Below are 21,058 nucleotides of genomic sequence, written 5' to 3'. Positions count from 1 at the left end.
CCCCGGGGCACAATCGTCTGCGCAGTCAGCTCACACGTCGAAGGGCGTGGAGATGATCATGCCGCCCGTCTCGATCTGGCCGGCCATGTCGGACAGGCCCAGCTTGAGCTCGGAGGACAGCATCGGCGTGTAGGAGCCGAAGCCGGTGAGGATCACGCCGCCCGAGGCCAGGGACACCGGGACGACGGTGGCCTTCTCGCCCGCGGGGGCCTGAGCGATGAGCGTCTCCATCGCGGCCTTGTAATCCACGACGACGCCCGTCAGCACGGGAGCGCCAATGGCAGAGCGAACCTCGTCGGAGATCTGGATGTAGCTGAACGCGTCCGCGAAGGACTGCGTGTCCACCTGCTGCGACACCGGCGCGCCGGACTGGCCGGACATCGGCGCGGTCTCAGCCGACTGGGCCTCGTCGCGGGTCAGGCCCTTCAGGTCGTTCTTCGTCAGGCCCGACCACACGAGGCGCACGGTCGGGTTGGCGGCCTCGGTGACGGCGCGCGCAGCACCCTCGTTGGCCTCACCGGCAAAGGGGGCGATGATGTCGGCGCCCTGAGAGATCACGTCGGCGGTCGCCGTACGCACCTCGTCGGCGCTGCCCGCGTACGTGCCGTCGCTCGTGACGGGGTTCCAGCCGAGCACGGTGATCGACGTGCCGTTGGCCAGATTGTACGCATCCACGCCCTGGGAGAACGCGGACATCTGCGAGCTGGTGACGTTGTCGCGCTCTCCGCCGACGACGGCGAGCGTACCCGTGGTCGTCATGCCCGCGGAGGCATAGCCGGCCAGGTAGGCGGCCTGCGAGGCGTCGACGTCGACGACCGAGCCGTTCTTCAGGGAGGTCGCGGCACCCTTTGAGTCGACGAAGGAGGCGCCTACGAGGGCGAAGCGGACCTTCGGGTTGGAGCGCGCGGCCTCGGAGATCGAGGCGGCCATAGTCGAGTCCGTGCCCACGATCAGCGTGCAGCCGGAAGTCACGAGCGAGGCCGGGGCCTCCTGCCCGCTGGCCGCCTCGAAGGCGACAGAGGCGTCGTTCGCGGCGCCCGCGAGGGCGGTCGCGACGGGGTCCGTGGCGGCGTCGCCGTGGGCTCCGGAGATGGCTGCGCACACCTTCGCGGAGGCTGCGGGGGTGGCGGCGGGCGTGGTCGAGCAAGCTCCAAGGGCCAAAGAGGCCGCGGTCGCAGTGGTTGCGAGGGCGGCGATGGTCCGCTTGTTCACGTGTGATGCCTTTCGTCGGGGCTTCTGCTGCCCATCACGCTACCAGCCTCGCACCCCTGCGCGGCGGGCGGGGCGGCGCACCTCACCCGAGAGCGAACAGGGCGCGGCGAGGCCGAGGCCGCCTTCTGGGGGCCGCGCAGGGCAGCGTGTCGGTGACGCGTCAGAGCAGGTCGGAGCGCCCCCGGTCCGCGAGCTGGTCGACGACGGCCTTCACCGACTGCGCACGGTCGCGACGCGTCACGAGGATCGCGTCGGGGGTCAGCGCAACGGCCACGTCGGGCACGCCCACGAGGGCGACGAGGGGGCCCTCGCCATCCTGCGCGAGGGAACCGAAGACTGCCGCGCCGTCGGATTCGACGCGCAGCGCCTCGCCCAGGTGGCCCGCCTGCGCGACGATGCCGGTCAGGGCCTCGAAGTCGCCCAGGTCCGTCCAACCCAGCTCGGCGTCGGCGGGAACGACGGCCACTCCTCCGTCGGCGGCGACGGGCTCGGCGATCGCGTGGTCGATGGCGATCTTCGTCAGGTGCGGCCAGTTCTCCCCCAGCACCTCGTCAAACTCGGGGGTGCCCCACGCGCGCGCAATGGTCTCCAGGCGCGCGTGCATGTCGGGCAGCAGGCGGGCCAGGTGAGAGGCGAGCACGCCCGCCGACACGATAAACATGCCCGCGTTCCACAGGTAGCCCTGCGACACGTAGCGGGCTGCCGTGTCGGCATCCGGCTTCTCCACGAACTCGGCGACCCGTCGGGCGGCCGTGTGTGCGGCAGGGTCCCCGGAGCCGTCGGAGAGCACGGCCCCGGGCGCGATGTACCCGTAGGCGGTCGAGGCCTCGGTGGGCGTCAGGCCGATCGTCACAACGTAGCCCTCGCGGGCGGCGCCAATCGCGGTCTCGACGGCAGCACGCAGCAGCTCGAGGCGGGCAATCAGATGGTCGGCCGCGAAAGAACCGACAATCGCGTCATCCCCAAAACGCTCACGCACGACGTAGGCGGCGAGACCGATCGCGGCCATGGAATCGCGGCCCGACGGCTCGATGAGGAGCGTACGGCTCTCCGAGGCAGCAAACTCGGGCAGCTGGGCCAGCACGCCTTCGCGGTGCGCCTGGCCGGTCACGATACTCACCGACGAGGCCGACTCCTCCAGGCGGTCCACCGTGCCCTGCAAGAGGGTGCGGCCCGTGCCCGCCAGGTCAAGGAGGAACTTGGGGCGGCGGCGGCGCGACAGCGGCCACAGGCGGGTGCCGGCGCCACCGGCAGGGATGATCACGTGAAGGTCACTCATGCCCCAAGTATCGCAGATACGACGAGGGGGCGAGGCATCAGCCTCGCCCCCTCGTGGAAAGCGTGTGCTACGCGAGTGTCACTCGGCGTCGCCCTCGGCGGCGGCCTCTTCGGCGGCCTCTTCGGCGGCTTCCTCAGCCTCTTCAGCGGCGGCTTCCTGAACAGCAACGATGACCGTCTCGGGATCGAGCTCGACCTCAACGCCGGCGGGCAGCTTCAGGTCGGAGACGTGCACGGCGGAACCGGCCTCGAGACCCTCGATGGAAACCTCGAGGTTCTCGGGGATGGAGGTGGCGGCGGCCTTCACCAGGATGGTGAACTCCTCGAGCGAGTGAACGGTGCCGGGGGCAGCCTCGCCGACAACGACGACGGGGACCTCAACGTCGACCTTCTCGCCGGCCTTGACGGCCAGGAAGTCGGCGTGCAGGATGTCACGGCGCACGGGGTGAACCTGAACGTCCTTGACGAGGGCCAGCTGGGTCTTGCCCTCGATCTTCAGCTCAACGAGCGCGTTCTTGGTGCCGCGAACGATGAGGAAGAGGTCGTGGCCGGGAACGTCCAGGTGACGGGGCTCGGCGCCGTGGCCGTAGAGGACCGTGGGGACCTTGCCGGCGCGGCGGGCGCGGCGGGCAGCGCCCTTACCGAACTCGGAACGCTCTTCAGCAAGCAGGACGGGGTTGTCGCTCATGTGTCTTTCCTTCGTTTCTCAGGTCCGGCGTCGGTGTCGGCAGAGCGAAGGAAACGCGTGGCATTTCGATTCAGGCCCTGTCGATAACGGCGGATACGGATCCGCCCTCGCCGGAGCAACCCCAATAGGTTACCTCACGGCGAGGGCGGATGTGAAGCGGGAGGCGCTCAGTTAAAGAGCGATGTGACCGAACCGTCTTCGAAGACCTCCTGGATCGCGCGAGCCAGGAGCGGCGCGATGGACAGGACGGTGAGCTGCTCGAAGCGCTTCTCAGCGGGGATCGGCAGCGTGTCGGTGACGACAACCTCGGCGGCGCCGGACTCGGAGAGACGCTTCGCGGCGGGGTCGGAGAGGATGCCGTGGGTGGCGACGACGATGACCTTCTTGGCACCGGCATTGTTGAGGACGTTGATCGCCTCGGTGATCGTGCCGGCGGTGTCGATCATGTCGTCCACCAGGACACATTCCTTGCCGGCGACCTCACCGACGACGCGGTTCGCGACGGCGACGTTCGGGCGGGTGGTGTCGCGGGTCTTGTGGACGAAGGCCAGGGGCGCGCCGCCCAGCTTCTTCGACCACTTCTCAGCGACGCGGATGCGGCCCGCGTCGGGAGAGACGACGGCGGTGTTGGCCAGGTCAACGCGGCCACGCACGTAGTCCACGAGGACCGGCATGGCGAAGAGGTGGTCGACCGGGCCGTCGAAGAAGCCCTGCTCCTGCGAGGCGTGCAGGTCGACACTCATGATGCGGTCGGCACCGGCGGTGCGGTACAGGTCAGCCATGAGGCGAGCGGAGATGGGCTCGCGCCCCTGGTGCTTCTTGTCCTGACGCGAGTAGGGGTAGAAGGGAGCGACCACGGTGATGCGCTTCGCGGAGGCGCGCTTGGCAGCATCAATCATGATGAGCTGCTCCATGATCCACTTGTTGATGTCGCCCTCGATGGACTGCAGGACGAACACATCGGCGCCGCGAACGGACTCGTTGAAGCGCACGTAAATCTCGCCGGAGGCGAAGTCGTAGGCCGTCACCGGCGAAACCCCACATCCGATTTCCTCGCCCACGGCGTGAGCCAGGTCCATGTGAGCTCGTCCAGAAACGAGGACGAGGTTCTTCTCTCCGGTGGTCACCAGTCCGCTCATGCGGTTGTCTCTCCTTGTGTTGGATCAGGCGCGAGGCGCCGCGATCAATGTGCCGATGGTGCTATATGGCGTGACCATCGTATCGGCTGCGACGCAGCCCTGACCGATCCACGCGGTGGGAACCACACTGCGGTCCCCAATTTCCGCATCAATCAGCGTGGCGCTAGGACCGATTTCACAGCCGGTCCCAACGGTGGTCGTCCCCCGCAGGCAGGTGCCGGGGTAGATGGTGGTGTCGGCGCCAACGGTCACGTCGACGTCGATCCAGGTGGAGGCCGGGTCGACGATCGTCACGCCGGCGCGCATGTGTGCCTCGCAGATGCGGCGGTTCATCTCGGCGCCGAGTTCGGCCAGCTGGACGCGGTCGTTCGCGCCCGCGCTCTGCCAGTGGTCGGTGAGCTCGAGGGCGCCCGCGGTACGCCCGGCAGGGGCCGCAGCTGCGAGGACGTCGGTCAGGTAGACCTCGCCCTGATCGTTGTCGGTACCCAGGGAAGCCAGGGAGGTGCGCAGGAAGTCCGCATCGAAGGCGTAGATGCCCGCGTTGATCTCGTTAATCGCGGCCTGTTCGGGGGTGGCGTCGCGCTGCTCAACGATCGCGGTGACCGTGCCCGAGGCGTCGCGGATGATGCGTCCGTAGCCGGTGGGATCCTCAACGCGCGAAGTCAGGACGGTGACGGCGTGGCCCGCACCCTCGTGGGTGGCGACCAGCTCGGCCAGGGTGTCCGTGGACAGGAGGGGGACGTCGCCGTAGGTGACGACGATGGTGCCGGAGACGGGCTCGACGGCCTTATCGAGGGCTTCGAGGCCGCACTGGACGGCGCGACCGGTGCCGGGAATCTCGTCCTGGTCAGCGATGATGGCGCTGGGCAGCACGCGCTCGATTTCTGCGGCGACGACCTCGCGCTGATGACGGACGACGGCGACCAGGTGCTCGGGGTCGAGGCCGTGGGCGGCACGCAGGGCGTGTCCGATCATGGACAGGCCAGACAGGGGGTGAACGACCTTGGGGAGGGCAGATTTCATGCGCGTTCCCTGGCCTGCGGCCAGGACGATGACGGCGGCGGGGCGAGACATGTTCCTCCTCGGGGATCTGCGGTCCCAACGGGACCGGTCGCTCCGCCCCTAGGATTCGAACCTAGACTAAAGGCACCAAAAACCTCTGTGCTGCCGTTACACCAAGGCGGAATGCGTCCACTGTGATGATACCTGCACCCCGCGCGCGCTTTCAAACGCGACCCCGCGCCCGCTGCTTGGTCTACGCGTAGGCCGACCCATGTCTCGTGTGATACTGGGGGCATGGCTGAGAAGAGGACACGAATGAGCGGCTTCGCGCGCCGCGAGCAGCTGGTGGCCGTGGGACGTTCCCTGTTCGCCGAAAAGGGCTTCGGCGCGACCAGCGTCGAGGAGATCGCCGCCCGGGCGAAGGTCTCCAAGCCCGTGGTCTACGAGCATTTCGGAGGCAAGGAGGGCCTGTACGCGGTCATCGTCGACCGCGAGGTGCAGGCGCTGATCTCCTCCCTCCAGTCCTCCCTAGAGTCCTCCGAGCGCCCGCGCCTCATCCTGGAGAACGCGACCCTGGGCCTGCTCGACTACATCGAGCGCAACACGGACGGCTTCCGCGTGCTCGTACGCGACGCCCCCTCGGACCGCACGGCGGGTTCCTTCTCCTCGGTCATGGGCGACGTGGCGACCAGCGTCGAACACATCATCGCCGAGCAGTTCAAGCGCTCGGACTTCGACGCCACCTGGTCTCCCCTGTACGCGCAGATGCTCGTCGGCCTCATCGCGCAGGTCGGCCAGTGGTGGCTGGACGACCGCCGCATGAAGAAGGATGAGGTCGCCGCCCACGTCGTCAATCTCATCTGGAACGGCCAGCGCGGCCTGCGCCCCCACCCCACGCTGCGGGTGCGCTCGGGCGAGGGACGCTGAGTTTATCGTTCACAACATACGACGAGGCCGTGGCGGGTATTCCCAGCCACGGCCTCGTTAATGAGTGAGACTCAGCGTGCCTCGTAGGAGAGGCAGTCCGCGGTGCCCGCGCCGACCGAGATGGAGGCGGCGGTGCACTCGAGGGCGTTGTTGTGGGCGCAGTCGGCCTTCTGGCAGGCGCCGACGAAGGTCTCAGCCTTGCCAAGGCCGCCCTTGACGGTCAGCGGGATGAAGGTCGTGCAGGAGGTCGAGTAGCCGACGGTGATAGCGGCGGCTCCGCAGTTCTTCTCCTTGTTGTAGGAGCAGTCGGTGACGGAGCAGTCGAGGATGCGGGGCATATCTGCCATTGGAGTGTCCTTTTCAACGTGGCCCCGTGGGGCCTCTTTGTAGCCGGTCGCGACCGGGTTGGCCGCGCTGTTGACTCCAGTGATACGCCTTTTCGCAACATATCCAAAACGTGGCGAGTTTTCGTTGCAATTCCAAGGGTGTTCGCGCGCCGTTCGGGAGCTATTTTCGCATTCACACCATCACTAATTACGCAAATAAATGCGGCATTTGTTTTGCGTAATTCGGATAGGTGAGCCTGCGCTGCGCGGGTGTGGCACACCTACCCTGATCGGCTCTCACGCACACGATCGCCCGCGCCACCGAGGGGTAGCACGGGCGATTGTGGAACGGAGACGTCAGTCAGGAAGCGATCACTTCGCGGACCAGAAACGGATCACGATCGTCGTGCCGTCATCTGCGGGCTGCGAGCGCTCCAGATCGGCGACGTAGCCGTAGGAGCCGGAGAAGTCAGTCGACGTCGGCAAGTACTGGGGCAGGTCAGCGAGCGTCACGTTATAGACGCGCTTGCCACCCTCGACGGAGTACTCCATGTCGGGCGTGATGGCCACGCCGTCCGCCTTGGAGACCCAGTAGCGGTTGATCATGCCGTGAGCGCCGCGCTCGTCGCGCTGGTACCAGTAGAGGCTGTAGTTCTCCGTCTCCGGGACGGTGCGCACGACCTGATCCCCCACCAGCACGTAGTTAACAACCTTCGCCTGCGCGGTATCCATGGCCTCGTCGTCACGCTTGTTATCGCGCAGCGTGAGGCCCTGCTTCCTCAGAGTCTCAGAATCGAGGCCGAAGTTCGAACTGATCTCTTCGGCGTAGGGGCGCACGATGAGGTTATCCGTCACGGAGACGTTGAGAACCTGCCCCACCTCCAGGTCTTCTTCAAAGTCAATCGCGCCACGCTTCTTGCCATAGAAGTCATCGGTCGTACCCGTGCGGACGAGCTTGTTATGGGTGATCGTCATGCCCGCGTGGTTGTACGTGAAGTTGCGGCCTTTGAAGACGGTGCTGATACGGATGCCCGCTCCGGAGAAGTTATTGACAATGAGGTTGTCCTTGACGACGTGCCCCTCGCCGCCGAACAGTCCGATACCGCCTGCTCGCCATCCCAGCTCGATGGTGTTACCAATGAACGAGTTGAACTTCGAAGCTTCGGAATTGCTTTGTGAACGCAGATCGTTGCTCGCCCAGGAGGCGAGGCTATCGTCACCATTGCCACGCACGGAGGAGTTGCGGACCGTGGAGTTCTTGGTGCCCTGCACGAAGTTAACACCGTCGGCGAAGTTGTTGCGAATGCGGGAGTTCTCGATCACCATGCCGTCGGTGTACGTCATGAACTTATGCTCGCGATAGTCGCCCATCCAGAAGCCGCACTCGAAGTGCTCGACCCACACGTTGGAGACTCGGGTGTTGCCACCAGCCGCGCCGGCAAAGCCCTTGTACTGAGCTCCTTCACCGAAGCGAGACTTCAGGTTCGAGGACATGTAGAAGTCGGTCAACGTCTCATTGCTCGCGCCGGGATTGAAGACGATGCCGCCACCCTTCATCTGATCGGAGGTGAAGAAGATGTTGGTGTACCACATGCCCGCACCCTGGAAGGTCAGACCGGGGTGATCGATGCCGATCTTGCGGGAGAATTCCCAGTTTCCTGCGGGAACGTAGACCACCTTGGAGGAGGTGTTCGCCGCCGCATCCATCGCCGCAACGAGGGCCGCATCGTCAGCAACACCATCGCCGGGCTTCGCATTGTTGTAGTCGGCGATACTCACGGCACCTTCGGGGCGCTCGATGGCCGGTGCAGCCTGCTCGAGCTCGATGAAATCGATGCCGTACTCAGTATCGTTCTGATCAACCTTGACGATGCGCACATGGTCACCCTTTTGGATCTGACCGTGGAGCAGCGTGTGCACCTCATCAAAGCGGAAACGCTTGTGTGCAGTACCAGGGGCCAGGGTCGGCTCGTCGTAGACACTCTCCTTATAGACGTACTGCCAGGCGGTCTCGGAAGACAGGGTGAGGGTCGCAGCAAGATCGTTATTAATGTAGACCTGCACCTGACCCGACTTGTGATCGGGCAGGGTGAAGCGCAGGTCGAGGGCGTTGGCCGCGGACGTCGCAGTGAAATCCAGGGAGGAATCCTGATCCTTCAGCGCCACGTAGGATTGGCCCGAGGCCTCGATAGCCGTCGATTCGAGGTCGTCGGAGCGCTCAAGCGTCGTCCCGTCAGAGCGGCTCGCCTCCTCGGCCTCGTATCGCGTGTAGGGGACGGTCGCGCCGTACTGGTCGTCAGCCGCGACCGCACTGGGGACCAGTGCGGGCACCAGCGCGATGACGCCGAGCAGGCCCGCTCCGGCGATAAATGGTCCGCGTTTCATCTGACTCTCAAGCCTCTTTTCATGCCCTGAAGGGCGCTCGAAGCGCCGCTTCGCTCCTAGGTTCCACTTGTTGGGACGAACACGGGCACATAGTAGCGGAATCTGACCACTGTCAAAGAGTTGCTTGGAAATTTTCCCAGTCAAGAACCGTGCAATATCAGGGAAAACACCACAGGCCAATATTTGCACTGTAATTATAAATCTGAGATTCCGATAGCGTGGCAGAGATTGAAGATAAGGTACCGAGACCTGGGTTGCAGCTACGCCGAAGGCGGTAGCTGCAGGCATGACGCTCCAACGACCCTGCGCCTGGCACGCTTGCTATCACCTCAGATAGGGGCGCCCAAGCCACTGACGAAGCAATGGCCCACCGTCGGGAATCATGTACGCATTGAGCAGCTCGGAGGGAGTCATGTCGTAAAGCCAGGCGAGGGCCACACAGTAGCGCGCCCCAGAGGCCACAAATTCCAAATGCTCGCCGTGAGGCCCATCAAGAGCAACATAACTCCACGTGGGAGTTTCTTGAAGCACCCAACCCGACGGGAGTTCGTCAGCTTTGGTTGGAACGCCCAACACAGGAAGTCCCAAACTATGACGCAAGAGCGAGACCGTGTAGTTGACCATCACCTTCTGCGTCAACTCGACCGAGGGCGAACTGAAAAAACCACATTTTCTCACCTTCCCTCGCTCTTCCTCGTCGAAGCAGTATTGTCCGTCCTCCAACCACAGGAGCATTCCCGATCCGAACCCCGCATCGATCGACAGGCCGGTGCGTCCCAGCTTAAAGCCGTTGTACACCTTCAGCCCGGTATGCCGGTTCATGACCGCCGCATACTCGTCCAGGAAGGCCATCGGGTCTTCTTTCTTCCCCGAGCCCATCCTGCCAAAAAAGCAACTGAAAGCATTCAGCATTGCATTCTCCCCCTCCCCAGGAGCTCGCCAGCTAACAACGACGGCCCCTGAAACAATCGCCCTCAGCGCAGATACGGGCGCCCGAGCCAGCGACGAAGCAGAGGCCCGCCGTCGGGAATCATGTACGCATTGAGCAGCTCGGAGGGAGTGACGTCGTAGAGCCAGGCGAGGGCCACACAGTAGGACGGAGCTCCCGCCTCGAAATCAAGACGCTCACCATGAGGGCCATCCAGCCGGTCGTAACGAGCAGCCGCCTCCTTATGCAAAGACCACCCCTCCGGGAGCTCCTCAACTTTTGTCGGAACACCCAACGCCGGGAGCCCCAAACTATGGCGCAAGATCGAGACCGTGTAGTTGACCATCACCTTCTGCGTCAACTCGACCGACGCCGACGCGATAATGCCACCCTTTACCACCTTTCCACGCTCCTCCTCATCGAAGCAGTATTGCCCGTCCTCCAGCCACAGGAGCATTCCCGATCCGAACCCCGTATCGATCGACAGACCCGTGCGTCCCAGTTTGAAGCCGTTGTACACCCTCAGCCCGGTATGCCGGTTCATGACCGCCGCGTACTCGTCCAGGAAGGCCATCGGATCATTCCTATCCTCGGAGGCCCTCCAACCGAAGATTCGTCCCAATGCGTTCACCACTACCCTGCTCCTTATCTCACCATCGCCACTTAGCCCATCATCGAACCTACGGACGCCCAAGCCATCGCCGAAGCAATGGGCCACCGTCGGGAAGCATGTACGCGTGCAGCAGCTCAGACGGAGACACACCATGGAGCCAAGCGAATGGAACACAATGAGCCGGATTCCAAGTCACAAATTCAAGCAACTCACCCGTCGGACCTCTCATACTCTTATAACAAGCAGATGCATTTTTAGATACCGACCACCCCACTGGCAGCTCGTCAATTGTACTAGGAACAGACAAACTTGAAAAACCCAGCGCATGACGCAAGTAGGGCACCATACAATTCACCATAACAATTTGCGTCAACTCAATTGACTGTGAATTAAACAGTCCACCTGCCCTAACTTTTCCCCGCTCTTTCTCATCGAAGCAGTACTGGCCATCCTCCCGCCATAGCAGCCACCCATCGCCACTCCCAAAGTTGAGCGACAGATCAGCACCCCCCTCCTTGAATCTATTGCGAACTTCAATCTTCACGTATCGATTCATTACTGTTGCATATTCATCCATGAATTCCAACAGGCTTACCCTTTCCCCTTAAGATACCCTCACCAAGCAATTTACTAACCGGAACAGCCCTATTATTTTCATCGAAAACTTGCAATTGAGTCGCCCCGCCCAGCTGCCCAGCCTTCGTTTGCACGCCAATAACGAGCCCGAAACCAGGTCCACTCACAACACGGTTTACTCCAGCAAATCAGCGGCCTCGAGCCAGGCCTCCTCCAGCTCGTCCATCTCGGCCAGGACGTCCTGGTGGGCCGCCGAGACCTTCGTCAGCTCGGACACCGCCGAGGGATCCGTCGCCACCTGGATCGACAGTTTCTCCAGCTTCGCCTCCAGGGACGAGGCCTCGGCCCGCAGGCGCTCCAGCTTGCGTTCGATGCGGGCCACTTCCTTCTTGGCCGCGCGCCGCGCCGCAGCGTCACTCACGCCGCCGCGAGCGCTCCCCTGCCCCGCACTGTCCTCGCCCGAGGAGGCGTCCGCGGAGGGCGCGGTGGAGCGGGAGGCGGAGCCGGCCTCGTCGGCGCGAGAGGACGAATCAAACGCCCCGAGGTCGCCGGACGCGCGCATCTGCAGGTACTGCTCGACGCCGCCAGGCAGGGCGCGGACCTGGCCGTCGCCGAGGAGGGCGACCTGGTGGTCGGTGACGCGCTCGAGGAGGTAGCGGTCGTGGGAGACGACGACGAGGGTGCCCGGGAAGGTGTCGAGCAGGTCCTCCATCGAGGCCAGGGTGTCGGTATCGAGGTCGTTCGTGGGCTCATCGAGGAGCAGCACGTTCGGCTGGCTCATGAGCAGGCGCATGAGCTGGAGGCGTCGGCGCTCGCCGCCCGAGATCTCGCTGATGCGCGTGTAGGCGCGGGCGCGCGTGAAGCCCATGCGCTCCGTCATCTGCGAGGCGCTGACCTCCTTGCCGTCCACGACGACAGTCTGGGCGACGTCGGCGACGGCCTCGACGACGCGCATGTCGGCCAGGGCGTCGAGCTCGTGCGTGTCCTGGGAGAGGGTGGCAACCTGGACGGTCTTCCCGCGCTTGACGCGCCCCAAGGTGGGCTCGAGGTCGCCGCGCAGGAGGTTCAGGATCGTCGTCTTGCCGGCGCCGTTGACGCCGACGATGCCGACGCGCTCGGCGGGGGCCAGGCGCCAGGTGACACCCTCGAGGATGTCCAGGCGCGAGCCGTCGGGGCGCGTGAAGGACACGGAGACGTCCTCGAGGTCGATGACGTCCTTGCCGAGGCGCGCGGTCGCCATCTTCACCAGCTCGACGGTGTCGCGCGGCGGCGGCACGTCGGCGATGAGGGCCTCGGCGGCGGCGATGTGAAACTTCGGCTTCGACGTGCGGGCAGGAGCGCCGCGGCGCAGCCACGCGAGCTCCTTGGTGAGCAGGTTGGCGCGCTTGGCGGCGGCCACGTCCGCCTGGCGCATGCGCTCAGCGCGGGCCAGCGTGTAGGCAGCGTAGGAGCCGTCGTAGATTTCGACATGCCCGGCGATCTGCGGGCGGTCACCGCCCGGATCGACGCCGGGGACGACCTCCCAGATGTGCTCGCACACGGCGTCGAGGAACCAGCGGTCGTGGGTGACGGCCAGGAGCGCGCCGGACGCGCCGGGGCGGGCGAAGCGGGCGTTCAGGTGCGCGGCCAGCCAGGCCACGCCCTCGACGTCGAGGTGGTTGGTGGGCTCGTCCAGGCACACGATGTCGGCGGTGGCCGCGAGGACTCCGGCGAGCGCAACGCGGCGGCGCTGACCGCCCGACAGCGTGCCGACGAGGGCGGCGGGGTTGATGTCGGCGAGGAGTCCGGCGTGGATGTCGCGCACGGCCGGGTCGGACGCCCACTCGTACTCCTCCATGCCGGGGTGAACGGCCTGGATGACGGTGTCCTCGGGGTCGAGAGTGTCCGCCTGGGTGAGGACAGCGACGCGCACGCCGTCGCGGCGGGTCACCACTCCCCCGTCGGGATCCTGCGTGCCGGCGACGATGCGCAGGAGCGTAGACTTTCCCGCGCCGTTGGGGCCAAGGATACCGACGCGGCTGCCGTCGTCGAGGCCGACCGTGACCCCTTCGAGGAGCTTACGGGAGCCAGCGAGGGCTCCGACGTTTTGGGTTCCGAGCAGGTGCGCCATCAGATGGCCTCCGTCGATTCGATGCGGGCGCCGCAGGCGGGCCCGTGGGTGGGGATTGCGCGCGCGACCGTGGGCGCGCCGCTGAGGGTGGCTGCGAGGGCTTGGGCGTGCTCGGCGTCGCGCGCGAGGGCCGCGACGGTCGGGCCGGACCCGGACAGCGTGACGGCCAGTGCTCCCGCGTCCTTCGCGGCACCGATGGTCTCGGCCAGCTCGGCGCGCAGGCGCAGGGCGGGCGCCTGCAGGTCATTGACGAGGCCGTGACGCAGTTCCTCGGGTTCCCCGCACAGAGCAGCAACCTCCTCGGGCGTGGGTTCGGCGAGGGCGGGTGCGCCCGTCGCGTCGACTCGATCGAACTCGCGGAACACCTCGGGGGTGGACAGGCCCTCGCGGGACAGGAGCATGACCCAGTGGTGCTGGCCCTCCTCGTCCCCTTCGCGCAGGACGCTCATGTGGTCGCCGCGCCCGGTTCCCAGCGCGATGCCTCCGGCCAGGCAGGCGGGGACGTCGGCGCCCAGCGAGCGGCCGATCGCCTGCAGCTGCTCGTCGCCCAGACCCAGCTCCCACAGCTCGTTGCAGGCCACCAGTGCGGCGGCCGCGTCGGCGGACCCGCCGGCCATGCCGCCGGCGACGGGGACGCGCTTGTCGACGCGGATGCTCAGGCCCGCGGCGGTGGACGCCCAGGGGCCCGCGGCGGCGAGGCGCTGGAGGACACGCGCGGCGCGCACAGCCAGGTGGGTGGCCGGGTCCACGTCCGCCATGGCGCGGGTCGTGGCCTCGTCAACGCTGCCGTCGGGCAGGTACGCGATCGTCTCCACGCGCACGCCGGGCGCCTTCGAGGTGCGCACGGTGACGGTTTCGCGCAGATTCAAGGCCTCGAAGACCGTGACGAGGGGGTGGTAGCCGTCGGGCGTGGGCGCGCCGACGCGCAGAGTCAGGTTGACTTTTCCGGGCGCACTGGCGCGCACTTCACGCATGGCGTTCCTTCTTCCTACCGCTTATCTGACCGGTGGCCCTCAGCGGGCCGCGGTCGACGCCGCGAGGGTACCGTTGGCGCGGGCCTCGATGACGGCGCGTCCCAGCTCGACGAACTCGTCGATCGAGAGGGTCTCGCCGCGGCGCGTCGGGTCGATGCCGGCGGCCGACAGGAGGGCCTCGGAGGCCTCGGGGCCACCCGCCCAGTTCTTGAGGGCCGCACGCAGGGTCTTGCGGCGCTGGCCGAACGCCACGTCGGTGACCTCGAAGGTGGCGCGGCGCAGCTCGTCGTCGCCGCGCGGAGCCTCCAGGCGCGTCAGGCGCACGAGCGCGCTATCCACGCCGGGCACGGGCCAGAACACGGAGCGGCCGATCGTGCCGGCGCGCTCGACCGAGCCGTACCAGGAGGCCTTCACGGAGGGCACGCCGTAGGTGCGCGATCCGGGGCCGGCGGCCAGGCGGTCCGCGACCTCGGCCTGGACCATGACGACGACGCCCTGGATGGAGGGGAAGGCCTCGAGCATGTTGAGCAGAACCGGCACGGCCACGTTGTACGGCAGGTTCGCGACGAGCTTGGTGGGGGCGGGCCAGTCCACGCCGAAGTCATCGACGCCGCTGATTTCCGTGGCATCCATGGTGACGACGTGGAAGCGGTCTGCGGCCTCGCTCATGCGGGCGCGCACCGTCTCGGGCAGCGCGGCGGCCAGGGGCGGGTCGATCTCGACGGCGCGCACGCGCGCGCCGACTTCCAGGAGTGCGAGCGTCAGGGAGCCGAGGCCGGGGCCGACCTCGACAACCTCGTCGCCCTCTTCGACGCCACCGGCTGCGACGATCTTGCGCACCGTGCCCGCGTCGTGCACGAAGTTCTGGCCGAGCACCTTTGTGGGGCGAATACCGAGCGCCTCGGAGATGGCCTTGACTTCGAGGGGGCCGAGCAGGCCCGTCTCGGAGGGGACGGCGCCCTCGGGCAGGGTCGTGTCGAGGCGGCTGCGCGTGTCGCGCTGGTTGCGGGGGCTGGAGGATCGGCTCACGCTGGCAAGTCTAGTGCACGCCACCCACGAGGCCGGGGCTGGGGACACTGTGAGGCTCGGAGCGTCATGGGGCGGGGGCGGGCGGCAGGACGACGCGCACCTCGTACTTGCTGGCCTGCTCGCCGAGAACGGCGTTGACCTGCTTCTTCACAATGTCTTCCAAACGCCCCTGCGCCTTGTCCAGCAGGCCCTTGGAGACGGCCTCGTCTGCTGCGGCGGCTTCCCGATCCGCCAGGAAAGTGGTGACCTCTCCGACCTCGATCTGGTTAACGATGGAGAAAGACTGGTCGTAGGTCTCGACCGAGGCAGGGTCGATGGACGCGGAGAGAATTTCGACGGCAGGCACAGTCACCGTCACAACGTGACCCGCCTCGTCAACCTCAACCTGAATCTGGCTCACATCGGCCACTCCGGCCTTCACCTCTCCGGAATAGGTAATGAGGTAATGGGAGCTCGTACCCGGCACTTCCATGCCGAACACCTTGGTTCCCTCCTCAGAGTATTTCCCCACCTGGGTGAAGTTGTAGGACTCAGTGGCAAGTTCACCAATGTCAGCGAAAGAGTTTTTCACAAGGGTCGTGTCAACGGTAACGACTGGTTCCGCGCCCTGGTCCCCGGACCCGATGCCGAATACCGGGGCAGCCTTCATGCCACCGGCGAATCCTGCACCTGCGATCACCAACGACGCAGCCCACTTAGCAAACGGTGGAAAACCCATGCTGACCTCACTGATACAACCGCGATGAATATTAGGTAACCTTCACGGGAATTGTAGGGTAAGTGTCAAGGTGCCACAACCCCGACACCACGCGGATAGGTTACGCGCATCCGGATAGGTTGCACGCTTCCGGATAGGTTAGCCACATCCGGATAGGTTAATAAGCTATCCGGATGCTCATAACCTATCCAGATGTTCGTTACCTATCCGGATACTCACGCCCATCCACCTACGCACGCGCCGAGATGCGCACCCCACAGTCCACCCAACCCACAAAGCCAGGACCGGGCGCCGAGCCAAGCTCAGCCCAGGCATCGAATCCGACCAGGTCAGGGCACCGCGCCAAGCCAGGGCGACGTATGAGGCCCCAGTACCGCGCCAAGCCAGGCCAGGGTGCGCATCCGGATAGGTTGCGCGCTTCCGGATAGGTTAGCCACATCCGGATAGGTTAATAAGCTATCCGGATGTTCATTACCTATCCAGATGTTCGTTACCTATCCGGATGTTCGTTACCTATCCGGATGTTCGTTACCTATCCGGATGAGCTCGCTCCGAGAGCCACCACACCAGCGCGCCCACAAGCACAACCACCACACCAGCACGAGCCCACCCGCGCACCGACAAAAAGGCCGGGCCCGACAACCTTCGTTGTCAGGCCCGGCCCTCACAAGCTCTCAGGCTTAGTACCAGCCCACGGCGTTGGAGTGCGCCCAGGCGGAGCAGGGCGTGCCGTAGCGGCCCTTGATGTAGCCGATGCCCCAGTTGATCTGGGTGATCGGGTTGGTGCGCCAGTCAGCGCCCGCCGAGGCCATCTTGGAGCCCGGCAGCGCCTGCGGGATGCCGTACGCACCCGACGAGGCGTTCTCAGCGTAGGGGTTCCACTGCGACTCGCGGTTCCACAGGAGGATCAGGCACTGGTACTCGCTGTCGCCCCAGCCCTGGGCTGCGACGAGGGGCTTGGCCAGCGAACGCGGGTCCTCGCCGGAGTAGGTGGTCGGGACAGCGCCCGCAGCGGCAGCGGCAGCGGCGGCTGCGGCAGCGGTGGCGGAGTCAGTGTTCTTCGTGTCGGCTGCGATCGCGGCGATCTCTTCCTTCGTGGAGATCGTGCCGAGCTTCGCGCGGTAGCGCACCGAGGTCGTGCCGTCCGCCTCGACCTTCTCCTCGAGGGTGGCCTTCGGGTCGATGCCGGCGGCGACAAGGGCGGCCGGGGTGGCCTCCTTCGTCCCCTCACTGCGCACCTGGGTGACGGGCTGGGACGTGGAGTGCTCGGTGATCGGCACGGAGGTCAGGACCTCGTCGCCCTTCTTCTCCTGCCACACGGTCCACGTGGTCGCGCCGTTGACGCCGGCCGTCGTCACCTGGGACTCGCCGACGAAGAGGTCAGAGCTGGTCGTCGTCGTCTCGCTGAAGGGGATCTCGACGGTCTCGGTGGCCTCACCGCGGGTGACGCGGCTGACGTTGATCGACAGCTCGCCGGCCTCACCCGTCGTGACGTTCACGCGGTCGAGGGGGTGCACGGAGACGCCGGAGGCCTCGAGGATCGCGCGGGCGTCCTGTCCGGGACGTGCGGCGACCTCACGAGTCGTGCCATCCACCGTGACGACGACGTTGCGAGCGCGCGACACGAGCGGGGTGAGCTCGTCACGCGACGAGGATCGGTCTGCGGCAAGGCTGACGGCCGACCCCAGCGGGGCGGCGTCCGCGAGGATCGCATCAGCCGACGAGGCCGTGGTCCACAGGGTGCGGGTCTGGCCGTCGACGGTCACCGTGTACGGCTTGGAGGTACGCACGACGATCGTGTCGCCGTCGCGCACGGCCTCGCCGGTGCCGGGCTGCACGAGGTCGTTGCTGCCAACGCTCACGCCCGCGGCATGCAGCGCGTCGCCGACGGTGTTACCCCAGGAGGTCACGGGGCGCGAGACGCCGTTGACCTCGAGCATGACGGACGTATGCGAGGAGGCGACACCGACGCCGGCGACACCGAGGACCCCCGCCGAGGCGAGGGCGGCGACGCCAAGGACGATGCGCGGGGAAGGCGCGAAGGAACGCACGTGGGCGCCCAGGACGTGCAGGGCGCTTGCGGCGGACGCACTCAGGGAGGTGCTCAGGTGGTGGTTCACGATTCTCCAGTTACTCGCTATCGATACTGCCGGTCAGCTTAACGTGCACGCACGCGGGCGCGCCAGACTCTGGCCGCGCCCGCGTGCAATGTCACGTCAGACGAGACCCAGCCTGTAGGCGCAGCCCCACTGGCCCCAACCGGAGCGCTGCTGGAGCATACGCGCACGCATGGTCTGCTCCTCCACGGAGGCGTCGGAGGGCAGGCCGGAGCCACCCACGGAACGCCACGTCGGCAGAGAGAACTGGTACATGCCGTAGTAGCCGTTGCCCGTGTTGATCGACGGGTTGCCGCCGGACTCGCACTGGGCGATGGCCGCCCAGATCGAAGCGTCGTCGCCGGAGACGGCGGCGGGAGCGGAGGCAGACGAACCGGACGAGGAGGAACCCGAAGAATCAGACGAGGAGGACGAGCTGGACGACGCATCCGCGGCCTTCTTCGCCTTCGTGCCCTTGGAGACGATGCGCTTGGTGGGCTCGGTGCGGGTCGTGGACAGGACGGCGGAGACGGTGACGTTGCCGTCGATGGTCTCCTGGTAGGTCTCGGTCACCTCGGAGCCGGCAGCGCCTTCCTGCACGGTCTTCTCGGTACCCTCTTCGGCTTCGGCGTCCTCACGCTCTTCGGTCTCGTACGGGATCTCGGTCGTGGAGGAAACGTTGCCGCGCACGACGCGCGCGACGCGCAGGGTGGCCTCGCCGCCGTTGTGCTCCATGGTCACGCGGTCGATCGGACCGGCGCTGACGCCAGCCTTCTCGAGGATCGCGGTCGTGCCCTCGTCGGAGGAGACGACGACGTCCGTCGTGGTGCCGTCGGCGACGACATGGACGGTCTGGCCGGCCTCGGCGACGGGCATCTCGGCGCGGGTGTAGGAGCGGTCGGCCGCCATAGACGCGGCGGAGGCCGGCAGGGCAGAGAGCACGCCGGAAATCGACGAGGCAGTGGACCACGCCGTGGTCTGGTTGCCGTCGACCGTCACGTCGTACTCGGTCGCGGTGCGCACGACGACGGTGTCACCGCTCGCGACGGTCTGGTTGGAGGCGGGGGCGACGAGGTCGTGGTCGCCGACGGTCACGCCCGCGCTGTGCAGAGCATCGCCTGCGGTCGTGAAGAAGCCTGAGACATCGCGGGTCACGCCGTCAACTTCGACGGTGACGTGGCGATAGGAGGTGCCGATGGCAGTGGCCGCGGTGCCGGCCACGACAAGGGCCGTCGCGGCTGCGACGGAAATGACGGTTGTACGAGAGGGCTGAAAGCTCACGTGTCTCCAGACTTTGTAGGTTCCGTTTCGGGGCCGCGCCGACGCATCCCCGCGGACTGCGGGCGCATCAGACGGGCAAGCCAATTCGGACTGACACTCCCACCGTAACCAATTTGTTACCGTCGCGCGACCACTTTGACGCAATTCACCAGTCAGAGAACGCGCGCGGGAAGGTCGTGCGAGGCCCGATAACCCGCGCTCATCACAGGAGAGAAACCCTCACCAGGTGCCGTAGACCGCCTCGGTGTTCGCCCGGAGCTGGTCGCACGCCGCCGCCTCGCTGACGCCCCATTGATCCGCAATGAAACGCACGGTGTGCGCCATGACGTAGGAGGCGTTGGGGCAGCCGCGCCACGGCACGGGCGTCAGGTAGGGAGCGTCGGTCTCGACCAGGACGAGCTCGCGCGGCAGGACCGCGAGCGCGGCGCGCAGGTCGGAGTTCGCGGGGTATGTGATGGGGCCGGCGAAGGAGGCGTACCATCCGCGCTCAGCGAGGTGCTGCGCCATCGCCGCGTCCCCCGAGTAGCAGTGGAAGACGATGCGCTGGTCCGCACTCGCGCGCTCGTCGAGGATCGCGAGGGTGTCCTCGTGGGCGTCGCGGTCGTGGATCTGCAGGGGCAGGCCGGCGCGCTGCGCCATGTCGATGTGCGCGCGGAAGGATTCCTTCTGCGCCTCGCGGCCCGGGTCGGCGGTGCGGAAGTAATCCAGGCCGCTCTCCCCCACCGCGACGACCATCGGATCGCCCAGCCGAGCCTCGACGGCGGCCAGGGCCTCGTCGAGGGGCACGTGGTAGTCGCGCACGACGGGGACCAGACCGTCGGGCGAGGGCTCCGCACAGCCCGCGTGCAGCGCCGCGTCGTTGGGGTGGATCGCGATCGCGACGCGCACGCCCTCGTGAGCGCGCGCCAGCTCGATCATCGGATCGAAGTCGGGCAGCTCGCAAGCGCTCGAGATCATCCGGGTGACGCCCACCTCGCGGGCACGCTCCAGCTGCTCCTCGAGGCTGAGCGCCACGCCCTCGCGCCGGGGGATCTCGCCGACGTGGGTGGGCAGGTGGGTGTGGTTGTCCACCACGGGCGCCGCCAGGGGCGCGGGCGCGTCGGGCCAGGGACGAGGCTTACGCGGGCTCATGCGGAGGGAGGATCCTTTCGGGGGCGCGAAGCGGGGCGCGTCAGCGGGCGAGCACGACGCCGCGGGCGACCTCTTCGACGGCGTCGTCGCCGAGGAGGAGACGGACGATCTCGAGGCCGAGCTCCAGGGAGGTGCCCGCGCCGCGGCTCGTGATGATCTGTTCATCGACGACGACCGGGTTCTCGTGGACGATCGCGCCGCCCTCGGCGATGGCCTTGACGAACGCGGGGTTCGCGGTCGCGTGGCGACCGTCGAGGACGCCCAGCTCGGACAGGATCGAGGGGGCCGCGCAAATCGCTGCGATGGGCTGGGCGGCGTCGGAGCGGCGCAGCACCTCGGCCTGGATCGCGGGCGTACCCTTCAGGCCCAGGGTGCCGGGCATGCCGCCGGGCAGGAAGAGGACGGTGTAGGTGGACAGGTCCACGTCCTCGAGCATGAGGTCGGCGACGACGCGGATGCCGTGCGAGCTGGTCACGTGGCGGGCGTCGGTCACGGAGATCAGGTCGGAGCGCACGCCGGCGCGGTACAGGACGTCGGCGACGGCCAGGGCCTCGACCTCTTCGAAGCCGTCGGCCAGCATGATGGCGACGGTCGCGTCGGTGGCAAGCTTCTCGGGAGTGGGCATGATTCCTCTTTCCTCGTGGC

The 21,058-nt window shown here is 66.5% G+C and carries 18 protein-coding genes and 1 tRNA gene; 1 reads left to right on the top strand and 18 read right to left on the bottom strand.

Features of this window, described 5'->3' with window-relative positions; all coding sequences use genetic code 11:
* Positions 1-30: 30 nt before the first annotated feature.
* From JJJ16_RS00990 to JJJ16_RS00965, 6 genes are all read right to left on the bottom strand, one after another.
* Entirely contained in the window at positions 31-1,212 is a 1,182-nt protein-coding gene (locus JJJ16_RS00990; protein WP_219751027.1) for a BMP family ABC transporter substrate-binding protein, read from the bottom strand.
* Positions 1,213-1,372: 160 nt separating this feature from the next.
* Positions 1,373-2,491 carry a mannose-1-phosphate guanylyltransferase gene (locus tag JJJ16_RS00985; RefSeq protein WP_219751026.1) on the bottom strand — a complete coding sequence of 373 codons (1,119 nt, stop codon included), beginning with the start codon at positions 2,489-2,491 and terminating at the stop codon, positions 1,373-1,375.
* Between the two features lie 78 nt (positions 2,492-2,569).
* Complete coding sequence (locus tag JJJ16_RS00980; protein ID WP_007589636.1) at positions 2,570-3,178, bottom strand: 50S ribosomal protein L25/general stress protein Ctc; 609 nt, start codon at positions 3,176-3,178, stop codon at positions 2,570-2,572.
* Between the two features lie 167 nt (positions 3,179-3,345).
* A complete protein-coding gene (locus JJJ16_RS00975) occupies positions 3,346-4,317 on the bottom strand; it encodes a ribose-phosphate diphosphokinase (protein WP_060566502.1) in 972 nt (323 codons plus the stop codon).
* A gap of 24 nt (positions 4,318-4,341) precedes the next feature.
* A complete protein-coding gene (locus JJJ16_RS00970; protein ID WP_219751025.1) occupies positions 4,342-5,391 on the bottom strand; it encodes a bifunctional N-acetylglucosamine-1-phosphate uridyltransferase/glucosamine-1-phosphate acetyltransferase in 1,050 nt (349 codons plus the stop codon).
* A 40-nt stretch (positions 5,392-5,431) separates the two neighbouring features.
* Positions 5,432-5,502, bottom strand: a tRNA-Gln gene (locus JJJ16_RS00965).
* Between the two features lie 111 nt (positions 5,503-5,613).
* Here JJJ16_RS00965 and JJJ16_RS00960 point away from each other — a divergent pair.
* Complete coding sequence (locus JJJ16_RS00960; RefSeq protein ID WP_219751024.1) at positions 5,614-6,246, top strand: TetR/AcrR family transcriptional regulator; 633 nt, start codon at positions 5,614-5,616, stop codon at positions 6,244-6,246.
* Between the two features lie 71 nt (positions 6,247-6,317).
* On the opposite strand, the gene JJJ16_RS00955 is transcribed toward JJJ16_RS00960, so the two are convergent.
* From JJJ16_RS00955 to JJJ16_RS00900, 12 genes are all read right to left on the bottom strand, one after another.
* The gene (locus tag JJJ16_RS00955) at positions 6,318-6,593 is read right to left on the bottom strand and encodes a DUF1540 domain-containing protein (RefSeq protein ID WP_034465842.1); all 276 of its coding nucleotides are present in this window, start codon (positions 6,591-6,593) and stop codon (positions 6,318-6,320) included.
* Positions 6,594-6,944: 351 nt separating this feature from the next.
* Entirely contained in the window at positions 6,945-8,957 is a 2,013-nt protein-coding gene (locus JJJ16_RS00950) for a glycosyl hydrolase family 28-related protein (protein ID WP_219751023.1), read from the bottom strand.
* A gap of 324 nt (positions 8,958-9,281) precedes the next feature.
* Positions 9,282-9,869: a TNT antitoxin family protein gene (locus tag JJJ16_RS00945; protein WP_225904952.1), complete on the bottom strand. Its 588-nt coding sequence runs from the start codon at positions 9,867-9,869 to the stop codon at positions 9,282-9,284.
* 62 nt (positions 9,870-9,931) lie between these two features.
* Positions 9,932-10,519 (bottom strand): Imm61 family immunity protein, encoded by a 588-nt coding sequence (locus tag JJJ16_RS00940; protein ID WP_318836505.1) that lies wholly within the window; start codon positions 10,517-10,519, stop codon positions 9,932-9,934.
* Positions 10,520-11,249: 730 nt separating this feature from the next.
* A complete protein-coding gene (locus JJJ16_RS00935) occupies positions 11,250-13,184 on the bottom strand; it encodes an ABC-F family ATP-binding cassette domain-containing protein (RefSeq protein ID WP_219751022.1) in 1,935 nt (644 codons plus the stop codon).
* A complete protein-coding gene (locus JJJ16_RS00930; protein ID WP_219751021.1) occupies positions 13,184-14,158 on the bottom strand; it encodes a 4-(cytidine 5'-diphospho)-2-C-methyl-D-erythritol kinase in 975 nt (324 codons plus the stop codon). The genes JJJ16_RS00935 and JJJ16_RS00930 overlap by 1 nt, the downstream gene beginning before the upstream one ends.
* 39 nt (positions 14,159-14,197) lie before the next feature.
* On the bottom strand, positions 14,198-15,187 hold the full coding sequence (gene rsmA, locus JJJ16_RS00925) for a 16S rRNA (adenine(1518)-N(6)/adenine(1519)-N(6))-dimethyltransferase RsmA (protein ID WP_219751020.1): 990 nt from the start codon (positions 15,185-15,187) through the stop codon (positions 14,198-14,200).
* A gap of 64 nt (positions 15,188-15,251) precedes the next feature.
* Complete coding sequence (locus JJJ16_RS00920; protein WP_219751019.1) at positions 15,252-15,905, bottom strand: DUF4230 domain-containing protein; 654 nt, start codon at positions 15,903-15,905, stop codon at positions 15,252-15,254.
* Positions 15,906-16,585: 680 nt separating this feature from the next.
* On the bottom strand, positions 16,586-18,025 hold the full coding sequence (locus tag JJJ16_RS00915; RefSeq protein WP_219751018.1) for a ubiquitin-like domain-containing protein: 1,440 nt from the start codon (positions 18,023-18,025) through the stop codon (positions 16,586-16,588).
* A 96-nt stretch (positions 18,026-18,121) separates the two neighbouring features.
* Complete coding sequence (locus JJJ16_RS00910) at positions 18,122-19,282, bottom strand: resuscitation-promoting factor (RefSeq protein WP_219751017.1); 1,161 nt, start codon at positions 19,280-19,282, stop codon at positions 18,122-18,124.
* 219 nt (positions 19,283-19,501) lie between these two features.
* Complete coding sequence (locus JJJ16_RS00905) at positions 19,502-20,413, bottom strand: TatD family hydrolase (RefSeq protein ID WP_219751016.1); 912 nt, start codon at positions 20,411-20,413, stop codon at positions 19,502-19,504.
* Positions 20,414-20,453: 40 nt separating this feature from the next.
* Complete coding sequence (locus JJJ16_RS00900) at positions 20,454-21,038, bottom strand: DJ-1 family glyoxalase III (RefSeq protein WP_219751015.1); 585 nt, start codon at positions 21,036-21,038, stop codon at positions 20,454-20,456.
* Positions 21,039-21,058: the final 20 nt, after the last annotated feature.

Source organism: Schaalia sp. ORNL0103 (assembly GCF_019429565.1).
In the GTDB taxonomy this organism is placed as follows: domain Bacteria; phylum Actinomycetota; class Actinomycetes; order Actinomycetales; family Actinomycetaceae; genus Pauljensenia.
Note: the sequence above shows the minus strand (reverse complement) of the source record. Positions and strands in the feature narration are given on the sequence as shown.

Coding starts and splice junctions, on each gene's coding strand:
- JJJ16_RS00985 (WP_219751026.1), bottom strand. CDS start 2,491: ATGAGTGACCTTCACGTGATCATCCCTGCCGGTGGCGCCGGCACCCGC.
- JJJ16_RS00980 (WP_007589636.1), bottom strand. CDS start 3,178: ATGAGCGACAACCCCGTCCTGCTTGCTGAAGAGCGTTCCGAGTTCGGT.
- JJJ16_RS00975 (WP_060566502.1), bottom strand. CDS start 4,317: ATGAGCGGACTGGTGACCACCGGAGAGAAGAACCTCGTCCTCGTTTCT.
- JJJ16_RS00970 (WP_219751025.1), bottom strand. CDS start 5,391: ATGTCTCGCCCCGCCGCCGTCATCGTCCTGGCCGCAGGCCAGGGAACG.
- JJJ16_RS00960 (WP_219751024.1), top strand. CDS start 5,614: ATGGCTGAGAAGAGGACACGAATGAGCGGCTTCGCGCGCCGCGAGCAG.
- JJJ16_RS00955 (WP_034465842.1), bottom strand. CDS start 6,593: ATGGCAGATATGCCCCGCATCCTCGACTGCTCCGTCACCGACTGCTCC.
- JJJ16_RS00950 (WP_219751023.1), bottom strand. CDS start 8,957: ATGAAACGCGGACCATTTATCGCCGGAGCGGGCCTGCTCGGCGTCATC.
- JJJ16_RS00945 (WP_225904952.1), bottom strand. CDS start 9,869: ATGCTGAATGCTTTCAGTTGCTTTTTTGGCAGGATGGGCTCGGGGAAG.
- JJJ16_RS00935 (WP_219751022.1), bottom strand. CDS start 13,184: ATGGCGCACCTGCTCGGAACCCAAAACGTCGGAGCCCTCGCTGGCTCC.
- JJJ16_RS00930 (WP_219751021.1), bottom strand. CDS start 14,158: ATGCGTGAAGTGCGCGCCAGTGCGCCCGGAAAAGTCAACCTGACTCTG.
- JJJ16_RS00920 (WP_219751019.1), bottom strand. CDS start 15,905: ATGGGTTTTCCACCGTTTGCTAAGTGGGCTGCGTCGTTGGTGATCGCA.
- JJJ16_RS00905 (WP_219751016.1), bottom strand. CDS start 20,413: ATGAGCCCGCGTAAGCCTCGTCCCTGGCCCGACGCGCCCGCGCCCCTG.
- JJJ16_RS00900 (WP_219751015.1), bottom strand. CDS start 21,038: ATGCCCACTCCCGAGAAGCTTGCCACCGACGCGACCGTCGCCATCATG.